General features: G+C 62.8%; 22 protein-coding genes. 9 read left to right on the forward strand and 13 right to left on the reverse strand.

The genetic code is table 11. The annotated features are described in order from the left end of the window. Positions 1-113: 113 nt before the first annotated feature. Both APH42_RS04490 and APH42_RS04495 read left to right on the forward strand, forming a co-directional pair. Positions 114-1,766, forward strand: coding sequence for a nitrite/sulfite reductase (locus APH42_RS04490; RefSeq protein ID WP_012271634.1), 1,653 nt, complete (start codon positions 114-116; stop codon positions 1,764-1,766). Further along, on the forward strand, positions 1,750-2,244 hold the full coding sequence (locus APH42_RS04495; RefSeq protein WP_012271633.1) for a DUF934 domain-containing protein: 495 nt from the start codon (positions 1,750-1,752) through the stop codon (positions 2,242-2,244). The genes APH42_RS04490 and APH42_RS04495 overlap by 17 nt, the downstream gene beginning before the upstream one ends. Before the next feature lie 46 nt (positions 2,245-2,290). On the opposite strand, the gene APH42_RS04500 is transcribed toward APH42_RS04495, so the two are convergent. After that, on the reverse strand, positions 2,291-6,472 hold the full coding sequence (locus APH42_RS04500) for an NEL-type E3 ubiquitin ligase domain-containing protein (protein ID WP_060492845.1): 4,182 nt from the start codon (positions 6,470-6,472) through the stop codon (positions 2,291-2,293). Positions 6,473-6,676: 204 nt separating this feature from the next. On the opposite strand from APH42_RS04500, the gene dkgB reads away from it, so the two are divergent. Continuing rightward, positions 6,677-7,480, forward strand: a complete 804-nt coding sequence (dkgB, locus tag APH42_RS04505) for a 2,5-didehydrogluconate reductase DkgB (RefSeq protein WP_060492828.1) — start codon at positions 6,677-6,679, stop codon at positions 7,478-7,480. Positions 7,481-7,560: 80 nt separating this feature from the next. Here dkgB and APH42_RS04510 read toward each other — a convergent pair whose 3' ends face one another. Continuing rightward, a complete protein-coding gene (locus APH42_RS04510; RefSeq protein ID WP_060492829.1) occupies positions 7,561-8,034 on the reverse strand; it encodes a hypothetical protein in 474 nt (157 codons plus the stop codon). Between the two features lie 200 nt (positions 8,035-8,234). On the opposite strand from APH42_RS04510, the gene APH42_RS04515 reads away from it, so the two are divergent. Then, complete coding sequence (locus tag APH42_RS04515) at positions 8,235-8,699, forward strand: nuclear transport factor 2 family protein (RefSeq protein ID WP_060492830.1); 465 nt, start codon at positions 8,235-8,237, stop codon at positions 8,697-8,699. Here APH42_RS04515 and APH42_RS04520 read toward each other — a convergent pair whose 3' ends face one another. After that, the gene (locus tag APH42_RS04520) at positions 8,700-10,055 is read right to left on the reverse strand and encodes an ATP-binding protein (RefSeq protein ID WP_060492831.1); all 1,356 of its coding nucleotides are present in this window, start codon (positions 10,053-10,055) and stop codon (positions 8,700-8,702) included. After that, the gene (locus tag APH42_RS04525; RefSeq protein WP_041166455.1) at positions 10,052-10,759 is read right to left on the reverse strand and encodes a response regulator; all 708 of its coding nucleotides are present in this window, start codon (positions 10,757-10,759) and stop codon (positions 10,052-10,054) included. Before APH42_RS04525 ends, APH42_RS04520 begins: the two co-directional genes overlap by 4 nt. A 167-nt stretch (positions 10,760-10,926) precedes the next feature. On the opposite strand from APH42_RS04525, the gene APH42_RS04530 reads away from it, so the two are divergent. The 4 genes from APH42_RS04530 to APH42_RS04545 all read left to right on the forward strand — a co-directional run bounded on the left by APH42_RS04530 (position 10,927) and on the right by APH42_RS04545 (position 14,115). Then, on the forward strand, positions 10,927-11,709 hold the full coding sequence (locus tag APH42_RS04530) for a VacJ family lipoprotein (RefSeq protein ID WP_012271626.1): 783 nt from the start codon (positions 10,927-10,929) through the stop codon (positions 11,707-11,709). Beyond that, entirely contained in the window at positions 11,702-11,932 is a 231-nt protein-coding gene (locus APH42_RS04535; protein ID WP_012271625.1) for a hypothetical protein, read from the forward strand. The genes APH42_RS04530 and APH42_RS04535 overlap by 8 nt, the downstream gene beginning before the upstream one ends. Before the next feature lie 140 nt (positions 11,933-12,072). Further along, complete coding sequence (locus APH42_RS04540) at positions 12,073-13,305, forward strand: MFS transporter (protein ID WP_012271624.1); 1,233 nt, start codon at positions 12,073-12,075, stop codon at positions 13,303-13,305. Positions 13,306-13,341: 36 nt separating this feature from the next. Then, positions 13,342-14,115 carry a helix-turn-helix domain-containing protein gene (locus APH42_RS04545; protein WP_012271623.1) on the forward strand — a complete coding sequence of 258 codons (774 nt, stop codon included), beginning with the start codon at positions 13,342-13,344 and terminating at the stop codon, positions 14,113-14,115. A gap of 22 nt (positions 14,116-14,137) precedes the next feature. Here APH42_RS04545 and APH42_RS04550 read toward each other — a convergent pair whose 3' ends face one another. Further along, entirely contained in the window at positions 14,138-15,100 is a 963-nt protein-coding gene (locus APH42_RS04550) for an aliphatic sulfonate ABC transporter substrate-binding protein (protein WP_012271622.1), read from the reverse strand. A 14-nt stretch (positions 15,101-15,114) separates the two neighbouring features. Further along, on the reverse strand, positions 15,115-16,071 hold the full coding sequence (locus APH42_RS04555; protein WP_370739332.1) for an ABC transporter substrate-binding protein: 957 nt from the start codon (positions 16,069-16,071) through the stop codon (positions 15,115-15,117). Positions 16,072-16,348: 277 nt separating this feature from the next. On the opposite strand from APH42_RS04555, the gene APH42_RS04560 reads away from it, so the two are divergent. Continuing rightward, a complete protein-coding gene (locus APH42_RS04560) occupies positions 16,349-17,497 on the forward strand; it encodes a M14-type cytosolic carboxypeptidase (protein WP_060492832.1) in 1,149 nt (382 codons plus the stop codon). Between the two features lie 66 nt (positions 17,498-17,563). Here APH42_RS04560 and APH42_RS04565 read toward each other — a convergent pair whose 3' ends face one another. The 7 genes from APH42_RS04565 to APH42_RS04595 form a co-directional block, all read right to left on the reverse strand. Next, on the reverse strand, positions 17,564-18,535 hold the full coding sequence (locus APH42_RS04565; RefSeq protein ID WP_012271619.1) for a spore coat U domain-containing protein: 972 nt from the start codon (positions 18,533-18,535) through the stop codon (positions 17,564-17,566). After that, positions 18,532-20,829: a fimbria/pilus outer membrane usher protein gene (locus APH42_RS04570; protein ID WP_012271618.1), complete on the reverse strand. Its 2,298-nt coding sequence runs from the start codon at positions 20,827-20,829 to the stop codon at positions 18,532-18,534. Before APH42_RS04570 ends, APH42_RS04565 begins: the two co-directional genes overlap by 4 nt. Positions 20,830-20,937: 108 nt before the next feature. Further along, entirely contained in the window at positions 20,938-21,714 is a 777-nt protein-coding gene (locus APH42_RS04575; protein WP_012271617.1) for a molecular chaperone, read from the reverse strand. A gap of 40 nt (positions 21,715-21,754) precedes the next feature. Beyond that, on the reverse strand, positions 21,755-22,258 hold the full coding sequence (locus APH42_RS04580) for a spore coat U domain-containing protein (RefSeq protein ID WP_012271616.1): 504 nt from the start codon (positions 22,256-22,258) through the stop codon (positions 21,755-21,757). 3 nt (positions 22,259-22,261) lie between these two features. Then, positions 22,262-22,795, reverse strand: a complete 534-nt coding sequence (locus APH42_RS04585) for a spore coat U domain-containing protein (protein ID WP_060492833.1) — start codon at positions 22,793-22,795, stop codon at positions 22,262-22,264. A gap of 18 nt (positions 22,796-22,813) precedes the next feature. Next, positions 22,814-23,350, reverse strand: coding sequence for a spore coat U domain-containing protein (locus APH42_RS04590; protein WP_060492834.1), 537 nt, complete (start codon positions 23,348-23,350; stop codon positions 22,814-22,816). Positions 23,351-23,380: 30 nt separating this feature from the next. Beyond that, complete coding sequence (locus APH42_RS04595; protein WP_012271613.1) at positions 23,381-23,908, reverse strand: spore coat U domain-containing protein; 528 nt, start codon at positions 23,906-23,908, stop codon at positions 23,381-23,383. Positions 23,909-23,919 lie beyond the last annotated feature (11 nt).

The raw sequence follows: 23,919 nt of genomic DNA on the forward strand, positions 1-23,919 counted from the left end.
ATATGCAAAAACATCACTTTAGCGCATAACTGCAACCTGATATCGTTCCCCGGCTCCGTACCGGAGTGCGCGGCCGTGCGCGCGAATAGCTGCATGCCTGAGACAGGACTTTTATGTACGTATACGACGAGTACGATCAGCGGATCATCGAGGACCGCGTCAAGCAGTTCCGTGATCAGACCCGCCGCTACCTGGCCGGTGAGCTGAGCGAAGAAGAATTCCGCCCTCTGCGCCTGCAGAACGGCCTTTATATCCAACGTTTCGCGCCGATGCTGCGTGTCGCCGTGCCGTACGGCCAGCTGAACGCCACCCAGGTCCGCACCCTGGCCAAGATCGCTCGCGACTACGACAAGGGCTATGCCCACATTTCCACCCGCCAGAACGTGCAGTACAACTGGCCGGCGCTGGAAGACATCCCGGACATCCTCGCCGAGCTGGCCACCGTGCAGATGCACGCGATCCAGACCAGCGGCAACTGCCTGCGTAACACCACCACCGACCAGTTCGCCGGTGTGGCCGCAGACGAAATCATCGACCCGCGCCCATGGTGCGAAATCGTCCGCCAGTGGACCACCTTCCACCCGGAATTCGCCTACCTGCCGCGCAAGTTCAAGATCGCCATCAACGGCTCGCAGGAAGACCGCGCCGCCATCGAAGTGCACGACATCGGCCTGGAGCCTGTGCGCAACGCTGCCGGCGAGCTGGGCTTCCGTGTGCTGGTCGGCGGTGGCCTGGGCCGTACCCCAGTGGTGGGCTCGTTCATCAACGAGTTCCTGCCGTGGCAGGACCTGATCAGCTACCTGGACGCCATCCTGCGCGTGTACAACCGTTACGGGCGCCGTGACAACAAGTACAAGGCGCGGATCAAGATCCTGGTCAAGGCCCTTACGCCGGAAGTGTTCGCCGAAAAGGTCGAGGCCGAAATGGTCCACCTGCGTGGCGGCAGCACCACCTTGACCGAAGATGAAGTGCAGCGTGTGTCGCGCCATTTCGTCGACCCGCAGTACCTGGCCCTCGACAATGTCGACTACGCCGCCCAGGACGCCGAATACCCAGGTTTCGCCCGCTGGCGCTCGCGCAACACCCGCGCCCACAAGCGCCCTGGCTATGTGGCCGTGACCCTGTCGCTCAAGCCCACCGGCGTTGCCCCTGGCGACCTGACCGACAAGCAGCTGGACGCCGTGGCCGACCTGGCCGAGCGCTACAGCTTCGGCTTCCTGCGTACCTCGCACGAGCAGAACATCATCCTCGCCGACGTCGAGCAGCGCCAGTTGCACGCGCTGTGGCTGGAGCTGCGCGAGGGCGGCTTCGCTACCCCGAACATCGGCCTGCTGACCGACATCATCTGCTGCCCAGGCGGTGACTACTGCTCGCTGGCCAACGCCAAGTCGATCCCGATCGCCGAATCCATCCAGCGCCGCTTCGACGACCTGGACTACTTGTTCGACATCGGCGAAATCGACCTGAACATCTCCGGCTGCATGAACGCCTGCGGCCACCACCACGTGGGCCACATCGGCATCCTCGGTGTGGACAAGAAGGGTGAGGAGTTCTACCAGGTGTCGCTGGGCGGCAATGCCGCGCGTGGCGCGAGCCTGGGCAAGATCCTCGGCCCGTCCTTCGCCCAGGATGCCATGGCCGATGTGATCGAGAAGCTGATCGCCGTGTACGTCGAACAACGTACCGAGGAAGAGCGTTTCATCGACACCTACCAGCGTATTGGCATCGACCCCTTCAAGGAACGCGTCTATGCAGCGAATCATTAAGAACAACCAGATCGTCGACGAAACCTGGCACCTGCTGCCCAAGGAAACGTCCTTTGACGAGCTGACCAACTGCGACGACTACATCGTTCCGCTGCAGATGTGGCGCGACCATGCCCACGTGCTCAAGGCCCGCGATGGCGGGCTGGGTGTGTGGCTGGACAGCGACCAGGAAGCGGAAGAGATCGGCGAAGACGTGCAGCACTTCCAGGTCATCGCCCTGAACTTCCCGGCATTCACCGACGGGCGCAGCTACTCCAATGCGCGCCTGCTGCGTGACCGCTACAAGTTCAAGGGCGAGCTGCGCGCCATCGGCGATGTGCTGCGTGACCAGCTGTTCTTCATGGCCCGTTGCGGCTTCGATGCGTTCGCCATCCGTGCCGACAAGGACCCGGAAGACGCGCTGCAAAGCCTGAAAGACTTCTCGGTGACCTACCAGGCCGCCACTGACGAGCCGCTGCCGCTGTTCCGCCGCCGCTGATCGTCCAGCCCCAGCGAACAGCCCGCCTTTCAGCGGGCTGTTTCGTTCATAGGCCCTGGCGCTCAATGGCCTCGCGGCTCAACTCAAGAAAAAGCTGGCGTTGCGCTGCCTCACGCTCTGCACTGATCTGCTCGGTTTGCATGAGGTAGTCATGATCGCTTAGCGCTTCCGATTGCTCGAGCAATGTATCCAGCCGCTGCTGGAACGGCTCGTTCATGCGGCTGAAACGCGCCGATTGGTGACTGCTTAAGTAATCTTGCCAAAAGGATCGATCGGCAAGCGCTTGAGCCAAGGATTGTGGCGTCTCCTCCCGCAGTACCTCGCTGCGGGCCGACTCCAGGTCTTTATGGCTAACCCCGCTTACACTCTCGTACGCCATATGTTCAGGCTGCGCCGGGAGGTCGAGGCTTTCAGCCAGTTTGACACGATAGGCCAGGTAAACTTCGACGGGATCGTCCGAGTAATAGTGGGCGATATGCCGTGCCGCTATCGCGTTTACCTTGTCCAGACGAGACAACGAACGCCCCAGCATCACCAGCGCCCGCTCCCTTTGCAAACCACTACTGGCCGATGCAGCCCTGGAGGCCATCGCGCCAACCTCCAGCTCGCTCAGCGTCAGCAGCAACTCGTCACTGCAACTGCGCGGCCGGCTAGCTTGCTCGAAAAGGCTGGCACGCACTTCGGCGTGCTGCTCGCACGCTTCGAGGATATGCCACACGCGCGCTTGAAGGTCACGGGGGCGTGCGTGGTATTCACGCAAATCCTGCAAATCAGCGATAAATTGGAACAGATCACTCGCCCCGTCCTCTTGGCGCAACAGGTTCCAACGCGCCAATCGAACTTCGCGTTGTGCCGCAGTAAACCCTGACAACCATGGGGTTGCGTCGCTGGCGTCAATCGATAGGTGAGTCGCTTGCCTACGCTCAGATGCCCCCGCTGCGGCCCTGGCCAATTGCAAGCGTTGGAGGGTTTCATCCGAGAGTGGATTGTCGTGCAGCTCCAGCCCCCCTAGCAAACGTAGCGGCAACATGGACAGCGCTTCAGGCAACGTCTGGATCTGGTTGCCACGCATGTCCAGCAACTCCAGATTTCCGTGCCTGGCCAATTCAGCTGGCAAGTTGCCCAGCCCTGTGTTGCGCAAGGACAAACGGCGCAGCAAGGGGAATGATGTCAAGGGTGGCAGCAGGCCCACAGGGTTGCCGTTGAGCTCCAGACGGCGCAGCCCCACAAGCTGGCTCAAGCGAAGATTATCGTCGCTGGAAAGAACGATCCGATTGCCACCAAGGCGTAGGTTCCTCAATTCGGCCAGTTGCTCGATACCTGCAGGAAGGCGTGTAAGCTGGTTGCCACGCAAATCCAGGTTACGCACCTTGCTAAAGCGAGCAAGGAAACCCGCGTCAAGGGCCGCCATCCGCATATCACGTAGGGTCAGGTGCGTGATATGGTCAAAAGCCACGTTCTCGGGCAAGGACGGCAAGTCACCCACTCTGTCACCCGCGATCGTCAGGTGATAATCACCCGTCAACTCCCCAGGGTTCATGCGCTGCCAACTCGCCATAATGCGCCTGGCAACCTTGATGCGACGCAACCGGCGAATAATGTTCAGCCCCGTTTCATTCCGCCAGCTTTGCAATGCCTGCTTGAGACTAAACTTGGCCCGTAACAGCTGGCTGACATGGTTCCACGGGTCAATCCCCCGTTGAGCCAGGTCTTGCAGATACGCCTCCAATTGTTCGTTGCTCATTAGCGGGTACACGTGATTCAACGTGCGCTTTAGTGCCTGGCGCGTCCCCGACAGGTGGCCGCTGAGCGGATAGCCCAAACGCCCATCGTATAAACGCACAGGAGGGCGTATACCCTGCCCCACCTGGGCCAGCCCAATCAAACGGGCCGCCGCTTCACGGTCAGCAAGCGCTTCACGCCCAAGCCGCTCGCCCAGCGCGCTTTCCGTCATTTGGCTACCGCCGAGCAGTTGTAGCTGGCGGCTGTCCAGCTGCCGCATTAACGCTTGCAATAACCCACCCTGGTCAGCGGTAGGCAGTTCAACCTCGACCCCAGCCGGCCAGGGTGCGATGGCATCGATCAGCCCCCGCGCGAGCCTTGCGCTGTCGTCATTTGCGGCAGAGGCCTGGCGCAAACCTGCGCAGGCACGGTCTATCCGGCTGTCGCGCACCGCCCAGCGCGCCCGCTCCGCCAAAGCCAACGGTACCCGCCCTGCGCTGGTCAGGCTTTCCAGTTCGTCGCTATTTGCCCCTTCAACGATTTCCCATGCGCAGCGGTGGGAAAGGCTCGGGAAGTTCCGCATCAATAGGTGGTCCGCTGCCTGCGGATTGACCTGCCGCTCATTGAACAATTCCTCGAAAGCACCACCCCGTAATGCCGGGTAATCATGGTGCAATTGCTGACGCTCAAGGGCGTCGAGCAAGCGTGCCGGGGGTGGCGCATTTTCCAGTAACAAACGGCGCAGGCAATCTGCATCGAAACCGGTGACCTGTAGCGCAACAGACGCCGCCTCGTCGGACACTTGGGCCGTGCGGCTGGCAAGGCGGCGCACCATGTAAGCGGCGTCCTGCCAGCACTGCGGCTGCTCAAACTCATGCACCCATCCTCCGGCACCATTGTGTTCAAGAGCTGGTACATAGGCCCCCGGCCGCGTGGGGTGATGAATACGCAATGTGCCATCGCTGTGTTCGCTTACCTCATAGGTAGCATCGTGCAGGCGCCTCAGCGTTCGGCCATTTTCAGTGGCCGCCTGCCCAACGATCAAATTGACGCCATCATGCTGATACGCCGACAGCGCTGGATCGCACAAGCGTAACTGGCCATCCTCCAAACTCACCGGCACCATGGCATCTACGCGTGCCACTCGCTGGGCCAGCTTGCCGAGTGCCGCCGTGCCGGCGGCCGTCACCGCCCCCAGCGCCACCGTCTCGGCCACGTTGAACAGGTGCCCCAATGCGGCGTTGCGGTCGCCCAGTTGCCAATCCTGGTAGCCTTCGTACACCTCGTCCGCCAATTGCACTGCCGTCAGCCCAAGCAAGGCCTGACCCAACACCGGCACGAACAGCGCGGCCAGGCCTGCAATGCTAAGCCCCAAGTTCAGATAACCTTGTAAGCGTGCGTGGCGGTCGGCGATATCCTCATCCTCTGTCGACACCGCCAAAACCCGAGCGTCATCCAGTATTTTGTGGAGACGGGCTTTGCGCAGTGCGACGAACACGCCCCCCTCGACCACAAAGCAGCGGCCATCCAGCTCAAGCGGTGAACCTGTATCGTCTTGCGTGAGCTGCAAGTTCAGGGCCGTATGGAAGGCGACCCGATCACGCTCTGCGATAAAACGCTGGAAGTACTTGCGATACGCTTCGCTGCGCAAACGTACGCCAAGCGCCGTGTACAGCAGCTCCCAGGTTGCATACCCGCTCACCGGGGCATAGGGGTCCTCGGGAAACCACGCGATAACCCCTAGTAGTTCAGCGTGCTGACGCACTTCGATCACAAGTGCACCAATGACCTGCTTGCCCAGCAGCCTCAAGGTATGGCACTTCAACACAGTATTGTCGGCGGGCGACAAAGGTGCTGCGTTCACAATGCGAGCAATACGTTGATACGTCTGCTCGTCGATCTCACCCTTGGTCCTGGCGAGGATGGCCGCAGCGTCCAGGTTGGCGCTTGACGCCTCCTCCATGGCTTCGGTGATCACCTCGCCTTCAAGGTGCAATTTCAAGTGGTTTTGATACTGCCGCCCGATATCGAGCCGTCGGCAGAGCTCGACGAATGCCTTCACGCTCAGCGGTAGCACCTGCCCACTCGCATCGACCAACTGTGACCCTGTAGCGAACCAGCCAGGCTGCGTTTCATTTTCGTGAAAGTTATGCAGCGCCGCTGAAAGAAGCACCTGGGTGCTGACAATTTGCGACCAATACAGTGGCAAGGAGGGCGCTATCGGCGGGTTCAGTCGCCGGGTCACCAGGGTGACCTGGGCCAAGCGCAGGTCTAGCTGCGTGATCGAGTGCTCCGCGAGCGCGCTTGCAAGCAACGACTCGGCAAAGGTTTCCAGGGGGCTGATGGCTTGCAGCCGGGCGTTGAGGGCGTCCTGGGCTTTTTGTTGACGCAGCAACGCCACACGCAATAAAGCCAGGTGTTCGGCTGAAGCACCTTTGAGCCAACCTGGCAGTCGGCTGGCAATCAGCGCATCGATGGAGTCAGCAGGTATTACAGAAGTAGCCATCGGCAGTGTGTCCGCTTGATAAAAGCGGTAGCTGACCAAGTTATCGACCTGTTCAGGCCATACTTATGTAATGGAGACACAGCTTGACGGGCGATTCGTGCCTCCCGATCAAATGACTTTGACGCAGCGGCCGCTTATTCACTGCCTGCCAAACCTGCACACTGGCCATCACACGAACTTCCCCAACTTTCCAGGAGTAACCCCATGAGCGTTCCTTCATTCGGCCTCGGTACCTTCCGCCTGACCGGCCAAGCCGTCATCGATTCGGTCAAATCGGCACTGGCGCTGGGCTACCGCGTCATCGACACCGCACAGATCTACAAGAACGAAGCCGATGTTGGCCAGGCTATCGCCGAAAGCGGTGTACCGCGCAGCGAGCTGTTCATCACCACCAAGATCTGGGTCGACAACTACGCCGCCGACAAGCTGATACCCAGCCTGCGCGAAAGCCTGGAAAAACTGCGCACCGACTACGTCGACCTGCTGCTGATCCACTGGCCAGCGCCGGGCAACGGCGTTGAACTTACCGAATACATGACGGCCTTGGCCGACGCCAAGAAACTAGGCCTGACCCGCCAGATCGGTGTCTCCAACTTCAACATCGAACTCACCCGCCAGGCGATTGAAGTAGTCGGCAAAGGCGAAATCGCCACCAACCAGATCGAACTCAGCCCATACCTGCAGAACAGAAAGCTGACCGCGTTCCTGAAGGAACAGGGCATCACCGTGACCTCTTACATGACCCTGGCCTACGGCAAAGTGCTGAAAGACCCGGCCCTGGCCGAGATCGCCGCCAAGCACAAAGCCACCGTCGCCCAAGTAGCCCTCGCCTGGGCACTGCAACTGGGCTACGCCGTGATCCCATCGTCGACCAAGCGTGAGAACCTGGCCAGCAACCTGCTAGCCCGCGACCTGAAGCTGGACGCCGACGACATGGCACGAATCGCCACCCTCGAGCGTAATGGACGCGAAGTCAGCCCTGACGGACTGGCGCCGATCTGGGACTGACGACAGCACGGGGGGGAGCACCACGCGGGTGCTCGCCCTGTGGGTTTTGCGCTGACCAGTTGCTGGCAGTGGCTGGCCAGTCAAAAGCGCACCCCCACATTGACCATCCCCGCCGCTGCCCCCAGCACCACGAATTCCGCCCCCAGCGGCCCCCAGTGCACGCCAAACGACGGAATGATCACCGGCGCAATACCAAAATGGTTCAACGGGATCTTGTCGTCGTACTCACCCTTGTAGCCTTCTATCAGCCCCCCGCTCAACTTCACGTACACGGGATAACGGTCGTTTTCCCAGACCTTGCCCAGGTAGGCATAGTACGAACGCTGGTAGAACGAGTTCTTGAACGTTGCCGCGCCCCCCAGCAAACCATCCGTATAGACTCGTTCGATGCCGACCAGCTCCTGGTGGTTGTTGTGATCCGGGTCATGGCTCCAGTGCTTGGTGTAGGCGCTGGTCTGCACGTACCAGTAATCTCCTTCACGCTCGCCATCCTCGGCGTTTGCAGCCAGACTCATGATCAGCAGCCCTACCGCTGCAAATGACGTCCTGTTCATGTTCAACGCCTCATGGGTCAATCCAAAGACCCTAGCCAAGCCCAAACCATCACGCCAATGCAATGGCTTCGGGAAAGAGCTGTGCACCTACATCACCGTTGCACCTGGCGAAATTATGAAGTCCCCAGCCCAGGCATTCTCGCCACGGCGTTGAACCACTACGCTCCTACGTGCCCCTTCAACCCTTGGGAGTTACCCTGATGCCCCACCCCCCCGTTCCCCCCTTCACCCAGGAAAGTGCCATCGAAAAGGTTCGCCTTGCCGAAGATGGCTGGAATGGCCGCGACCCAGCCAAGGTCGCGCTCGCCTACACCCCCGACACGGTCTGGCGTAATCGCGTCGAGTTCCCCCGTGGCCGTGCCGAGGTCGAGGCGTTTCTGACCCGCAAGTGGAACCATGAACTGGAATACCGCCTGATCAAGGAACTGTGGGCATTCACCGGCAACCGCATTGCCGTGCGCTATGCCTACGAGTACCACGACGATAGCGGCCAGTGGTTCCGCGCGTATGGCAACGAAAACTGGGAGTTTGCCGACGACGGCCTGATGTGCAACCGCCATTCGAGCATCAACGAGCACCCCATCAGCGAAGCCGAGCGCAAGTTCCACTGGCCTTTGGGGCGGCGCCCGGATGACCACCCCGGACTGAGCGAACTGGGCCTCTGATCACCCCAGCGGCAGTGTGACCTTGGCTTGCAGACCGCCATCGGGGCGGTTGCTCAATGTCAGGCTGCCGCCTTGCTCCAGCACGATGGCCCGTGCGGCGGGCAGGCCCAGCCCCACACCGCCAGTGTCGCGGTTGCGTGAGCCTTCGATCCGGTAAAACGGCGCGAATACCTGCTCATGCAGTTCGGGCGCGATGCCCGGTCCGCGATCCTGCACGGTTATTTCTATCTGCCTGGCGGTTACCATCAACATCACCGTTGGCTCGCACCCGTACTTCGCGGCATTGTCGATCAGGTTGACCAGCACCCGTTTGATACCCACCGGCCTGCCGGTGTACACGCAGCGGCGTGGCCCGCTGAGGCCAACTTCTACGCCCGCATCCTTGAAATCATCCACCACGGTCAACAGCAGTTCGCCTAGGTCGAATGCCGTGGTGGGCTCCAGCCGAGCATCATCACGGAAGAACGCCAATGCGGCGTCGACCATTGCCTGCATTTCATCGACGTCCTTGAACAACTTGGCCTGCAGTTGGGCATCCTCGATGAACTCGGCACGCAAACGCATGCGCGTCAGCGGTGCACGCAGGTCGTGAGAGATGGCCGCCAGCATCTGGGTACGGTCGTTGAGGTAATGCCTGAGCTGCGCCTGGGTGGCATTGAACGCCAGAATGGCCTGGCGCAGGTCGTGCGGGCCGACCACCGGGATGGGTGGGGCGTTGAAGTCCTTGCCAAACCTGCGCGCCCCTTCGGTAAAACGCTCCAAGGGTTTGGCCAGAAAGCGCGTTGCCAAGAACGCGACGGCAAAACTGGACGCCAGCATCAAGCCGAGGATGATCAGGTTGCGCGGCAGTTCATCCAGGCCCCAACTTCGGCTGGTAGCGCGAAACAGCACCCAGGACTTGTCGCTCAACTCGACCATCAGGGCATAGCCACGCTCAGGGGCGTATTCCGGCATGTCGGAAGGCTCGAATGCCTCAACCCTGGCATCCGGCCGCTTGAGCAAGGCGCGCAGAATAGGCGTGCCCTCGCGGAACTCGGCATCGACCAACACCGGGACGCCCGCTTCGTCATGGCGTTGCAGCCAGCGCACGGAGTAAGAACCGTCGCCCGCCGCGCCGGCAATATTGCTGCGCTGCGCTGCGGGCGCGGCATCGAGGATGCGAGTCACCGCTGCTACTTTCTCGATCACGCCACTCTCCAGCAGTGGCGGTTGCGCCCACACGCTCAGCAGCAGGCTGAACAGCATCTTGAGTAGCAGCAGGAACAACATCGCCGTCAAGGTGGTCAGGGCAATCCAGCGGGCAATGGTGATTCTTGGCTGCGGCACAGCCTGGCGCAGCCGGGCGAACAGGCTCATCGCCTGGCGACCACGGGTGTGAACAGGTAGCCGACGTTGCGCAGGGTGCGGATCAACGGCTCATTGCCGCTGTCGGTTTCAAGCTTGCGGCGCAACCGGCTCACTTGCACGTCAACGCTGCGGTCATAGGCGTCGTAGGCTTCGCCACGGGCCAGGTCCAGCAACTGCTGGCGGCTGAGCACCCGGCGCGGATGTTCGGCAAACACCAGCAACAGCTCGAATTCACCGTTGGACAAGGGAATCATGACGTTTTCCGGCGAGCGCAGCTCGCGCCGCACCACATCCAGTTGCCAGCCGGCAAATTCGAGGGCCGAGGCATGGCTGGTTGCACCTCCCGCCCCCTCGCCGGCCCTGCGCAGCACTGCCCTCACCCGTGCCAGCAGTTCACGGGCGGCAAACGGTTTGGTCAGGTAGTCGTCCGCCCCCAGCTCCAGGCCCACCACCCGGTCACTCAGCTCACCCATGGCGGTCAGCATGATCACCGCCACCTTGTAATCGGCCAGCAGCCGCTGGCACAGCACCAGGCCACTGTCACCAGGCAACATCACATCGAGGATGACCAGGTCCGGCACGCGCCGCTCAAGCGCCTGCCAGAGCGCATTGCCATCACAGGCCACATCTACCTCGTAGCCATGCTGGCGAAGAAACTTCTGTAACAGGTCGAGCACCTCGACATCATCGTCGACTATCAGCAAATGGCTCACAAAAAAGCACCGCAAACAAAGTAACCAAGCGGTACTTTACGGCCATCGCCACGCGGCCGTCATATATTTCAACCCTGTAACAATGTGTCCGAGCAGAGACAATCCAGACATTCCCAGGCAAGAAAAACCGGGCAGCATCGCCGCCAGTTCTTGCCAGGAATGCACCTATGTCCCGTTCATCCTCCACCTCCCGCTCCGCGCGCTCTGCCGCGCTGGCATTGTCGCTGCTCATGGCCGCAGGCTGCAGCCAGCGCGCCCCGGCCAGCATGGCCTGCGGCCCTGTTGCCTATCAGGTCAGTGACCCGGCGGAGCCCGCAAACCGCGTGGTGTTTGCCTTCAATCGCACGGTCGATGACTACCTGCTGACCCCTGTCGCCCGGGGCTACACTGCGCTGCCAGATTTTGCCCAGCAGGGCGTGCACAACTTCGCCAGTAACTTCGGGGAGCCCAAGGTGTTCGCCAACGACCTGCTGCAAGGCAATGGCGAACGGGCGATGACCAGCCTTACCCGCTTCATCTTCAACACCACGCTCGGTGTGGCGGGGTTGGTCGATGTGTCCGGCAAGATGGGGCTGAGCCAACACCGCTCGGACTTCGGCCAGACCTTCGGCGTTTGGGGCATCGGCAATGGCCCCATCGTCGAGCTGCCGCTGCTGGGCTCGCACAATCTGCGTGACGCCACCGGCACGGTCTTGAGCATGGCGGTGGACCCGTTCGGCGATCACAGCGATACAGTCGATACACTCACTACCGTGGCCACTGCCGGGCACGTCGTGGACGGCCGCGCTGCCGCGCTACCGGTGACCGACTTGCTGCACACCTGGCCCGATTACTACCTGGCAATGCGCGATTACACCGCGCAACAGCGCAGTAACCTGGTGGCGCAAGGCAAGGCAGGCGAACCTGGTACGTGGCAAGCCAAGTGCCCGCAGGTACCCGGCCATGAATGATGCCCACGCCGCCATGCTGCTGTTCCGGCGCCTGGAGGGTGCCGCCCGGCAACCGCTGTTGCTGCACGAACTGGAGGCCCGGGTGTCTGCCGATGGCCGCAATCTGGTCCTCAGCCGCTATCGCGAACGCTATACCGCCGAGGGTGAGCCCTACCGGCACGAGGCTCACCGCAGCGTACCGATCGCTGCGTTGCTGCGCTGGATGGCAAGGCACGAACGGTAAAAAGGCCTTACGGGCACGGATGCCGCACGGATGCCCGAAACGCGGCAGTGGCTGCCTGTTCGGCGTGAGACAGGCAACCCAGGCACTGGCTAACCTGCGGCGGCAATGCCTTGCTCCCTTGCCACAGAAGAACCTTGCCCATGACAACCTCTACCGCCTCCATGGCCACCGCCACGCCTGCCGACCAGCCTCAGGGCTTCGCGGTCCGTATCGTCGGTGCCGCCGCATTCGCCCACTTGCTCAACGACTTGATCCAGGCCGTACTGCCGTCGATCTACCCGATGCTGAAAAGCGATTTCGCGCTGAGCTTCGCCCAGATCGGCTGGATCGCCTTGATCTACCAGGTGACCGCCTCGCTGCTGCAACCTTGGGTCGGCATGTTCACCGACAAGCACCCACAACCCTACCTGCTGCCGGCCGGCATGTTGGTGACACTGGTGGGCATCGCCCTGCTCGCCTTTGCCGGCAGCTATGAAATGCTGCTGGTGGCGGCCGCCGTGGTCGGCGTGGGCTCGGCGACCTTCCACCCCGAAGCCTCGAGGGTGGCCAGGATGGCCTCCGGCGGGCGCTTCGGCACCGCGCAATCCGCCTTTCAGGTCGGCGGCAATACCGGCTCGGCCCTCGGCCCGCTGCTCACCGCCGCCGTCGTCATTCCGCACGGCCAGCCAGCCATTGCCTGGTTCATGCTCGCAGCCGCGCTGGCGGTAATGGTGCTGCTGCGGGTGACCGGCTGGAGCGTGCGTCACGGCCAGGCCCGGCTCAAGACCTTCGCCAGCCAGCAGGCGCCCGGGTTGTCGCGCAACGCCATGTGGCGCGCGGTGGTGGTAATCGCCGTGCTGATGTTCGCCAAGTTCGTCTACATCGCTTCGTTCACCAACTTCTTCACCTTCTACCTCATCGAGCATTTCGGCCTGAGCGTGCAACACAGCCAACTGTACCTGTTCGTGTTCCTCGCAGCCGTGGCGCTGGGCACCTTTGCCGGCGGCCCGGTGGGTGACCGTATCGGGCGCAAGGCAGTGATCTGGGTCTCGTTCCTCGGCGTGGCGCCCTTCGCACTCGCCCTGCCCCATGCCAACCTGGCCTGGACAGCGGTACTGGCAGTGGCCATCGGCCTGGTGATGTCCTCGGCTTTCGCAGCGCTGGTGGTGTATGCCCAGGAGGCAGTGCCAGGCCGGGTCGGCATGGTCTCGGGAGTGATGTTCGGGCTGATGTTCGGCATCAGCGGTATCGGTGCCGCCGGCCTCGGCGAGCTGGCCGACCGGTATGGCATCGAGTGGGTGTACCAGGCCATCGCCTTCCTGCCGCTGCTGGGGCTGGCCACCGCACTGCTGCCGGCTACCCGCTCACAAGCCCGGCCCAGCCGTTGCTGCTAAAGTGGCGCTGCCAGGCTGCATCTAGACGAGGACACGATGGTAAAGCCGCAGCGTGAATTGCTGGTGGAGGTCGATGGGTGGACCTGGGAAGTGGGTAGCCGCGCGACGGACTACCCGAGCGACTGGTTCATCGAGCCCCATCACCATGCCAAGCATCAACTGATCTATGCCATCAAAGGCCTGATGATCGTCGAGTCCGGCAACGAATGCTGGACTGTGCCGCCCAGCCGCGGTGTATGGATGCCTTGCGGCCAGGTGCACGCCATCCGCTGTGTCGGTGATGTGAAAATGCGCAGCGTGTTCGTGCGCACCGACGCGGCGGCGGGCCTGCCCCTGCAGAGCAAGGCCATCAGCATTTCGCCGCTGCTCAGTGAGCTGATCAAGGCCTCGGTGGGCTTTACCGCGCCGTTTGCCGAGGACTCGCGCGAAGCCCGGGTGATGCGCCTGATCCTCGACGAAATCTGCGTACTGCCCACCTTGCCGCTGAAGCTGTCGCAGCCCAGCGACAAACGCTTGCGGGTGATCTGCTCGGCGTTGCATGAACGGCCCGACGATAATGCCACCGTAGCCGACTGGGGCCTGTATCTGGGGGTGGACGAAAAGACCATCCAACGGTTATTCCGCAAGGAAACCGGCATGACCTTCGGCCAGTGGCGCCAACAGGCGCGACTGATGCAGGCGCTGGAACGGATTGCCCTGGGCGAGCGGATCATCGATGTGGCGGGCGCACTGGGGTATGACAGCCCCAGTGCCTTCGCCAGCATGTTCAAGCGCCAGTTCGGCACCACGCCGAGCCAGTTCTTCAAATAGCCTGCAGGCTATAAAGCCATCCTCAGTCAACAGCCTGGGGCTCGAACACAGTCACCGCCCGCGCATCCACCGGTTTGGGCAGCAGCCCTTCACGGTAGAAGGCATCGGCAATACGCTGCTGCTCACCCAGGTTGTCCAGTTGCACCGGCTGCACGTCATAGCTGCGCCGGCCATTGGCCTGCTGCACCGTGGCGCTGTCCAGGTTGCCCCACAACGGTCCCAGCACCCGGGCCGCCGCGGCAGGGTTGGCCTTGGTCCAGGTACCGATCTCGCGCAGCGCCTGATACACCTGCTGAAGCACTTCAGGGTGCGCCGTGGCGTAGTCGCTGCCGGCCAGATAGTAACGCTGGTAACTCGCCAGCTCGCTGCCATCGGCCAGAATGCGTGCATTCTGCTGACGCTGGGCACTGGCCACGTAAGGGTCCCAGGTGACCCAGGCATCAACCTTGCCATTCTCGAAGGCCGCGCGGCCATCGGCAGGGATCAGGTACGCCGGGGTGATGTCCTTGAAACTCAAGCCGGCCTTGGCCAGGGCCTGGATCAACAGGTAGTGGCTACCCGCCGCCTTGGTCACCGCCACGCGCTTGCCCTTGAGATCGGCCAGTGTCCTGAGCGGCGAGTCGGCCGGAACCAGGATGGCCTGGGCCGAAGGGGACGGTGCCTCACGGGCAAAATAGGTGAGCTTGGCGCCGGCTGCCTGGGTGAACACCGGCACTGTATCGGCCACGTCCGCCGACAGGTCGACATTGCCCAGGTTCAGTGCCTCCAGCAACGGCAAACCACTGGGGAACTCATGCCAGCTGACGCGAATGCCTTCGGCTTGCAGGCGCTGCTCCAGCGTGCCGCGTGCCTTGAGCAAGGTCAGCAGGGTGGAGGATTTCTGGTAACCGATGCGCAAAGTCTGCTCGGCGCTGGCAAGCGACGGCAGCAGGCCACCGAGCAGCAGGCCCAGGGCCAGGTGGCGCAGGCGTTTGCGGTGCAGCATGGGGTGTCTCCAGGTCAATGTTGGGCCAGTGAGTCAGTGGCGGGCACGGTAAAGCCAGTGGCGAAGGTCGGGCCAACGTCCAGGCGCTGATTCATAAGGCCGTGGGCGTGGTAGAAGTCGGCGGTTTCCTGTTGTTCACTGATGGTCTTGGCGTCGATGACCTGCCAGTGCAACTGACGGCGTTCAAACTGCAGCCGCGCGGCGCCCTCCGGGAAACCAATGATCGCCGCCAGGGTTTTCGAGTAGCTGTCCAGGTGTTGGTAGGCCCACACCTGGGCACCCGCCAGGCGGGCCAGGTAATCCTGCAGTGCAGCGTGCCGAGCCGGGTCGTCCAGCGCCTTGTCGGTAGCGGCCAGGAAACTGTTGCCGCTGGACAGCCCACGGCCGTTGACCAGCACCCTGCCCTGGCCGCTCAGCTCGGCCAGAGCGGTGTAAGGCTCCCAGGTTGACCAGGCATCCACCGAGCCGTTGGCCAGGGCGATCTTGGCGTCGACCGGGCCGAGAAAGCGGAACTCCACGTCTTTTTCGCTAAGGCCGACCTGATCCAGTGCCTTCAGCGCCAGGTGATGGCCAATAGAGCCGCGGCCGGTGGCGATGCGCTTGCCCTTGAGCTCGGCGGCGCTTTGCAAGGCTGCATCGGGGCGCACCAGCAGCGCTGTGCCGTAGGGGTCGGACTTGTCCACGGCAATGGCCTTGACCGGCGCCCCGGAGGCCAGCACGAACAGCAATGGTGCGTCACCGATGATGCCGGCATCGATCGCCCCGGCGTTCAGTGCCTCGGCCAGGGGGGCGGCTGCGGGGAATTCGGCCCAACGGATATCGTAAGGCAAGTCGCGCAAGGCATCGGCCGCCTCCAGCTGGGCACGCATGTTTCCTTTCTGGTCGCCGATGCGCAGGGTCAGGCGTTCGCTGGCGAAAGCCTGGGTGGTCAGCAGCGTAGCGGCTGCGAACAGCAGCAGGCGAGATCGAATGGACATCCGCAGTTCCTTGCAGGTAAGAGAACGCTGAATGTAACGGGCAAAACCAGATAAATGAAATTGATTTTAGAGCTAAGCTAATATGCAAAAAATATAGATACTTATCTGACCAACGCTGGCCGCGGCAGCTCGATCACAGCCTGCCCGACAAAAGCGCGCACGAACTTGTCCCGTCACATTCCGATACCGCCATGTCATGCAAACAGACGCAACAACCCTGCCAAGCCGTGTACAGTACCCTTACAACAATACCCGCAAAGGAGCCCGGCACATGACCGTGACGCTGTCCCCCCTGCAGATCGACTGCGACTTCGATTCCGGCAACATCCAGGTGCTGGATGCCAGCAACCCGGCCCAGGTACACCTGGCCATCCGCCCGGACACCCACAGCGGCCACTACCAATGGTTCCATTTCAAGGTCAGCGGGCTCACCCCGGGGCAGGTGCATCGCTTCAGCCTCGACAACGCGTCTGGCTCCTCGTACAAGAACGCGTGGAGCGGCTACAACGCGGTGGCCAGCTACGACCAGCAGAGCTGGTTCCGCGTGCCCAGCCGGTTCGACGGTACGGCGCTGTCGTTCGAGGTAAAGGCTGAACAGGAACATATCTGGTTCGCCTACTTCGAGCCCTTCTCTCGCGCCCGACACAACCAGCTGATCGAACGTGCACGGCAACTGCCGGGGGTCGAGTTGCTGGCCAGCGGCCGCAGTGTCCAAGGCCGCGATATCCCGCTGCTGCGCGCCGGTGACGGTGCAGATGGCAAGCGCAAGCTGTGGCTGATTGCCCAGCAACACCCAGGCGAGCACATGGCCGAATGGTTCATGGAAGGCGTGATCGACCGCCTGCAGGCCAACGATGCAGTGGTTAAGCAATTGCTGGCCAAGGCTGACCTTTACCTGATCCCCAACATGAACCCCGACGGCGCCTTCCTCGGCCACCTGCGTACCAACTTCAAGGGCAAGGACCTCAACCGCGCCTGGCAGGACGCCAGCATCGAACTGAGCCCAGAGGTGTTCTTTGCTCAGGCGCAGATGAAGCAGTACGGCGTGGACGCGTTCATCGACGTGCATGGTGACGAAGAGATTCCGCACGTGTTCACCGCCGCGTGCGAGGGCAACCCAGGCTACACCCCGCGACTGGAAAAACTCGAAGCGCAGTTTCGCAATACCTTGTGCAGCGTGACCCGCGACTTTCAGACCGTGCACGGCTATACACGCGACGAGCCTGGCCAGGCGAATACGACGCTGGCCTGCAATGCCGTGGGCATGGCACATGACTGCCTGTCGCTAACGCTGGAGATGCCATTCAAGGACCATGACGACGCGCCCGATGCGGTAACCGGCTGGTCGGGGGCACGCTCGAAGGCCCTGGCCGGGGCGGTGCTGGAGACCCTGGCAAAAATGGTGGGCGATTTGCGCTGAGCCAAGGCTGACGCGGCCCTACAGGGGCCGTGTCAGCGGCAGGCATCAGGCTCCGTCAGAGCTGCATCAGAACTGCACATCCAGTATCACACTGTCGGTATAGGTCGCTGCCGGCGGTGTCGCCTGGTCGGTATAGACCTTGGCGTTGTAGTTGAACACCTGGCTACCCGTACCAGTCCCCACACCGGGGTTGACGTCGGCATCGGTGCTGGAGCGCCTGGCAGCCCCGGTCGCGCCCCAGCGCACCGTCCCAGCACTTTTGAAAATGTCATAGGCCAGGTAGTTGTTGGCCGCCGACTTCATCCGCCGCCGCCCAGCGGACACGTTCTGCCCGTCATCCAGCCCCACCGTGTAGCTGCTGCCCTTGGTGCACGACACGTTTATACCCTGGCTCACGGTGCCGAACCCTGCCACCACCGGCGCACTGGCGAAGCTGATGTTGGGGGTGGTGATCTGGCAGTCGTTGGTCACCGTCAGGCTCACGTTCAAGGTCTGGCTACCTGAACCGATGTCACGCCCAAGGCATATCCCTAACGCGCCAATCCCCGAACAATAGTTCCAGCTCCAGGCCACGGTCAGATTCTCTTGGTACACCCCTGCCGCGACATTGCTGCCAATCTGGGTACGCATGTAGATAGGCACCGCTTTGGGCGTGGTGCCGCCGAGCAGCCCTAGCAGGTCGATGATACCGTTGCGAGCGAAGTCGTAGGCCAGACCGCGGGTGATCGGGTAGTTGGTGCTGTTGTCGGCATACAGTGTGTAAGAGATGACATCGCCTGTCGGGCCGACCAGCCCGCCCGAGGCGGGCGTGATGGTTGCGTAGAAATGATCATTGCTGCTGAGCAAGGTGAGTAGCGAGCCGGTGCACTGCAAACCGGAGTTAAGGGTGGAAGCCGTCTGTACCGTGGTGCGAACCTGCGTTGAATTGAGGCTGCCAAACGCCGCCGGCAACGTGGCTACCGACGAACAAACCGCCCAGGCCGTACCCGTCGGCAACAGCAGCACGCTCGCCCACAGACCACGCACCCAGGCATTCATCGGCACACCAGCGGGCCAATCAAGGGCACCGAGCCTTGTGACTCAGGCAGGTCGAATGCCACCTCGCAATGCCCGCCGCCTTCAATTTCCACCTGCAAGCGGTTATGCGGCGACAAGTTCTCCAGGTACACCAACCCGTCCCAACCCACCACCGCCTGGCCGCCACTTTCTGTGTGGGTCACACGGCTACCCAATTTGAGCACCTGCTGGTCGCCATCCACCAGCTCGACGCTGGCCGCCATGACCCGCTTGAGCGGGAACTCCAGCAAGTAACCGCTGCCCCGTCTTACCGCCACACGCTGCTCCACGTCTGGCGCCAGCACATCCGGCGGCAGGTCCATGGGGTCGATTTCGTACTTGCCACGGTAGTAACCGCTGCTGTACGGCACCAGCAAGTGCCCCTTGGCATCGGTGCGGCCAACGTCCTGGTTTTCGTAGCGCACCGGCACATCGGCGTAGCCCGCGGTACTGACAACTACGAAGGCATCATCGATGCGGTTGGCTGCGAACACCCCGGCATCCATCCACACCAGAGAACCACTGGCGTCAGCCCAACGGGTCATTTCACCGCTACTGCCATACACACCCGCCTGCAACTGCACCGATTGCAGGCGCCAAGTGACGTCGGCCTGGCGATAGGCATCCCGGTCGCTGCCTGCGGCATAGCCCAGGTTGTAACCAACGCCGACACCCGCTGGCACCGCGTGGCTGTAGTTGACCCGCTGCAGTGTCTCGCCTTCTTTACTTCGCTCCATGCCCAGCGCCAGGGTGCCGTGCAGGTCGAACGGAATCACCAACTGCGCCTGCACCGCCCACTGGCTGTCACCCACTTCGCGGTTGGCCGACAAGTACACGCTGCTGCTGCCCCACAGCGGCTTGCTGTAGCTCAGGTTGATCAGCCGGGTACGCGTGCCGTCACCGGCGCGTACATCGAAGTAGCCGGCGCCAATGCTGCCGTACTCGTTCAGGTTCAGGCTGAGGGTGACCTGTTCGCTGCGCTTGCTCAACTGCATGTCCGGAAGGTCGACCCGGGTCAGGTCGGCATAGTCACCATGGCGTTGCAGGCGCTGGTAACTGAAGCCGATGCGCTGGCTGTTGTACTGGTACCCAAGGGCGACCTGGTGGCCCTTCTCGCCATCGAACTGGCTTTGCGCCAGGGCGGCATTGAGCACGCCGAAGTTGCCCAGCCGCATGTTGCCACCCAGCCCGCCCAGCATCAGCGACTCGGCAGTTTCGGCGTGGGTTTCGAGGGTGAAGAAGTCACTGAGCCCATAGCGCAGGCTGCCCGAGGCCACACCCGGCCCATAGCTGAAATCGCGCACGCCGTAATCACGGCGCAGGCTGCCGGCGGCCACCGAGTAGTCCGTCAGGCCCTTCTGCAGCAGGCTGCTGGTGACATAGAACGGCAAGGTCGTCGACACCTGCCGGCCAAGCGCATCGGTGGTGACCACCACCGCCTCCCCGGCGCCGTTGATGAACGGCACGTTGGTCAGGGTGTACGGGCCTGGCTGCAGCTCGGTAGTGCTGGACTTGAAACCGTTTATGAACAGGTCGAGCGACGTCGGCACCGCCGCTTCGCCTGCGAACGCCGGTAACGGGTAAGTGACCAGGTCGGGGCGCGCAGCGAAGTCACGCGACAGCTGCACGCCGCCCACCCGCACCGAGCTGCTCCAGGGCAAAGCGCCAGTCACGAAGTCACCGGCTTCATAAGACAGCAGACGCTGCTCGTCAGTGAAGCGCCAAGTAGTGTCATAACGCATGAAGCCTTGGCGCGTATCATCCGCCTGTGCGCCGTTGAATGACTGGCGCCACTGCCCGGTACTGGAGAAAGTGCCCCAGCTGTCAAACAGGCGCAGCTCGTTCCAGGCGGCCAGGTAGGTACCGCCTTCATCGGTGTCATTGAGGTACAGGTCGTAGTTGAACAAAGCGCCGAAACTGCTGCGCGCATCACTGGCCGGGTACAGGTTGCGGTCACCCACTTGCTGGTCTGGCAACCAGGCCGGCGGCACCTGCAGCAGCAGGCGCTGGTTCTGGCTGTCGTAGTCGGCATGCAACCCCGCGATGCTTTCCAGGGCCACCTCGCCCTGGGGGCTGCCAGGCAACGAAATACCGGCTGACCGCAAGATGTCGCTGTCCAGGTACAGCTGCCCGGCCCGCTGCTGCACCGGGACCAGTTCAGCCCTGGGCATCTGGTTCACTACCAGGTCGAGGTACAGGGTGGCTTCGGCGATGGCGGACATCTCCGTGGGCGGTGGGGGCAGGTCGTCGGCCAACGCCAGCCCTGGGCTGACCATGACCAGCCCCAGGCACCAACGGCGAGTCGTCGCCGAAAGCTTTTTCACACACGGTTTCCGACCATTGCCGGGTACTCCCTGACCCCTGCACTGCATTCATTTGCTGGCTCATTGGCCTTGGCGAATAGCGTCCGCCGTACCCTGCCCATTGACCCTGCCCTTGAGCACGCTACCGCTGCTGGACGCCTCGGGAGCAGGCCAGCGCATGCTGGCGCCCGGCAGCACATAGCCCAGCAGCCCCTCGGCCAGTGGTTTGCTCTGGCTGCCTTGCTGCACCACTACATCGGTCAAGCGCGCATGCACGGGGCCAGTGTTGCGCAGTTCAACGTAAGGCTTGCCCTGCACGGTAACCGGGCGCCAGCTGAGCTGCGGCTTGCCCACACCCTCGGCATTGCGCTTGCCGTCAGGGTCGGCCTTGCCCCACAGCCCTTCGCCATAGACGAACAGCGGCACCGAATAACGCATTTGCAAACGAATGGCCGCGGTAGCGCCGGGGTCGGCTTTATCGACCGGGATGGCGGGCGGGATCTCGTCGATGATGATGCGGTAGGCCTGCTCCTGGCCGGCGGGTGATGAGCCCGTACGGGTCAGGCGAATCAGCTGCTTCTGCCCTGGGGCAATGTTGGCGACCGGCGGGCTGCCGATGATTTCACGCTGCGCCTGGAACTGTTCCTGGTAATCACCCTGGCGCCAGGCGAATACCCGCACCTGCAAGTTGGCCGGCGCAGTACCGCGGTTTTCCAGCCACAGGGCGCCCGCCTTCTGGTCGGCCTCCAGCACCGGGTCGATCGGCCAGATCAACACCGAGGTGGCCGCCCCGGCTGGCAAGCTTGCCAGCCACCACAACCCGATCAATCCTCGCGCCCACTTCGCGCCTACCCGCATGCAGCTCTCCTTAGACACTTGTCGTTGGTGGCGCTGGTGTTCACCAGGTCACCGTCACTTGCACCACATCGGTGTAGGTCCCTGCCGGCAGCGTGCCGGTCAGCTGAACCCGCCCGTACACCGGCAGCTTGATCGCCGTCGGGTCGGCATAGCTCACGGCCACGCTCTGGCCGATTCCCAGGCTCTGGCTGTAGGCCGCGTCCCGGTACAACTGGTAGGCCAGCACTTGCGTGCCGTTCGATCGTTTCAGGTTGCGTGTGCCGCTGGCACTGTTCTGCCCACCATCCAGGCTCATGCTCATGGCCACGCCTGGCGTGCACTGGAAGGTCACGGTAGAGCCACCCAACGACGTGCTGAGCAAGCCCGTGGACAGCGCGGACTGCGAGCCATAATCGAGCGTGCCGTAGCTGGTGACACCCCCCACCACCAGGCAACCGGCGACAATCTGCGCCGTCACCGTGAATGTACTGGTGGTCACCGCCCCCAGCGGGGCCGCCAACAGCATGCCGATTCCGCTCAGGCCACTTGCCAGCCAACCGCGCATGGTTCAGAACGACAGCTCGACCGAAATCGTGTCGCTGTAGACCCCTGCGGGCAGGCCCGCCTTGCCCACGGCCTTGCCGTAAAGGTTGACGGTCTGGGCCGCGCCAGTACTGGTTGGCAGGGTGATGGTGCCGTCAATGGCCAGCAACGTCGTACGGCCGGAGTCGGTATAGAGGTCGTACGGCACGAAGTTGCCAGCGCCATCGGCGAGCGCACGCGTGCCACCGCTCGACTGGCCGTCATGTAGCCCTGCGCGCACTTTGATGGCAGGCGCCGTACCCGCCGAGCACAGGATGCTCATGGCACCGCCCCCACCACCCAGCACCTGGGCATTGGCAGTGGTGAACAGGGCATCCTGAGTGCCAAAGTTCAGAGCGCCGAAGTTCAACCCCGAAGTGCCCGAACTGCCGTTGACCTGGCACGCGGCAATCAGGGTCAGCGTCGAGGTGATGTTCCCGGTCACCGTGGCGGCCTGGGCCTGGGAAGCCAGTGCCAGGCCAAGGCCTGCGAGCATGCAGCATGAAAGGTTCGTTCGCATCGGAGTCTCCTTGCGTGGTTACCAGTCCAGGGTCACTCTGAGGGTGTCGCGGTAAAGCCCGGCGGGCAGCGCGCGCGGCTGCGCCACTACCACGCCGTAGATGGGAATCGGCACTTGCTGGCTGCTGCGAATGGTGAAGGCGCGCGCCTGGCCGATGCCGTAGCGGCTGTTGCCGCCAGGGTCGACTGCCAGCTGATAAGGGATCAGTTCACGGCCATTGCTCAGACGCCGTATACCGTCGTCGCCATTCAGGCCACCATTGATGCGCACATTGAAAGCCCGGACTTCGGGCGTGCAACTGATCTGCAGGCTACCCTCGCCGCCCACTTCGTCCACCCGGCTGCGCAGTGGCTGGTCCCAGCTCGGGCCGCGCTCGCCAAAATCCAGCACCCCCGGGTTGCCCAGCACGGCCGGTTGTGTCTCGTTGCTGCTGATCTGGCAGGCCGCGCTGATCACCAGCCGCGCCTGGATGAAACCTGTGGTGCTGCCATGCGCCTCACCACCAGGTACCAGCAGCGGGCCGAGGGTAAGCAACAGGATCGAAGTGCGGTTCATGGCATGGCGTCCTTGTGCATGGTGGCGTCCCTACCAGGTGACTGTGACTTTGAGCAGGTCGGCATACAGCCCTGCATTCGGTACCCAGGCCAGTTTGTCGATACGTGCGTACAGAGGCAGCTCAACCGAGCCACTGTCCGGCACCCGCGCCGACTGGGCCACCCCCACCGCCAGAGGCTCGCGCCAGGCAGCATCGCGGTACAAGCGATAAGGAATGGGCCGGGCCGCGCGGTCGCTGCTGGCCAGGTAGCGCAATTCGCCGACGCCACCATGCTGGCCGCCATCGACGCGTACCTGGTAGGGGGTGCCAGGGTTGCACTCAAGTCGCGGTGGGCGCTGGCTCAGCAGTACCCCGCTCAAGGGCGCGCCAGGGCCATCGAGGCGTGCCGACACACCCAGGTCGATCCTCCCCAGGGCTTGGGCTCCCGCGTCGCGTGTCTGGTTGACCAGCATGCAGCCACGCTGCACCAGTACCCGCACTTCCACGAGAAAATCCGCTGCCACGGTACTGCCGCTGAACAACAGGCCCAACAGCGCGGCCAGATAGCGCTCCGTCACCTTGTTATCCT

Source organism: Pseudomonas sp. NBRC 111140, assembly GCF_001320885.1.
Taxonomy (GTDB): Bacteria; Pseudomonadota; Gammaproteobacteria; order Pseudomonadales; family Pseudomonadaceae; genus Aquipseudomonas; species Aquipseudomonas putida_P.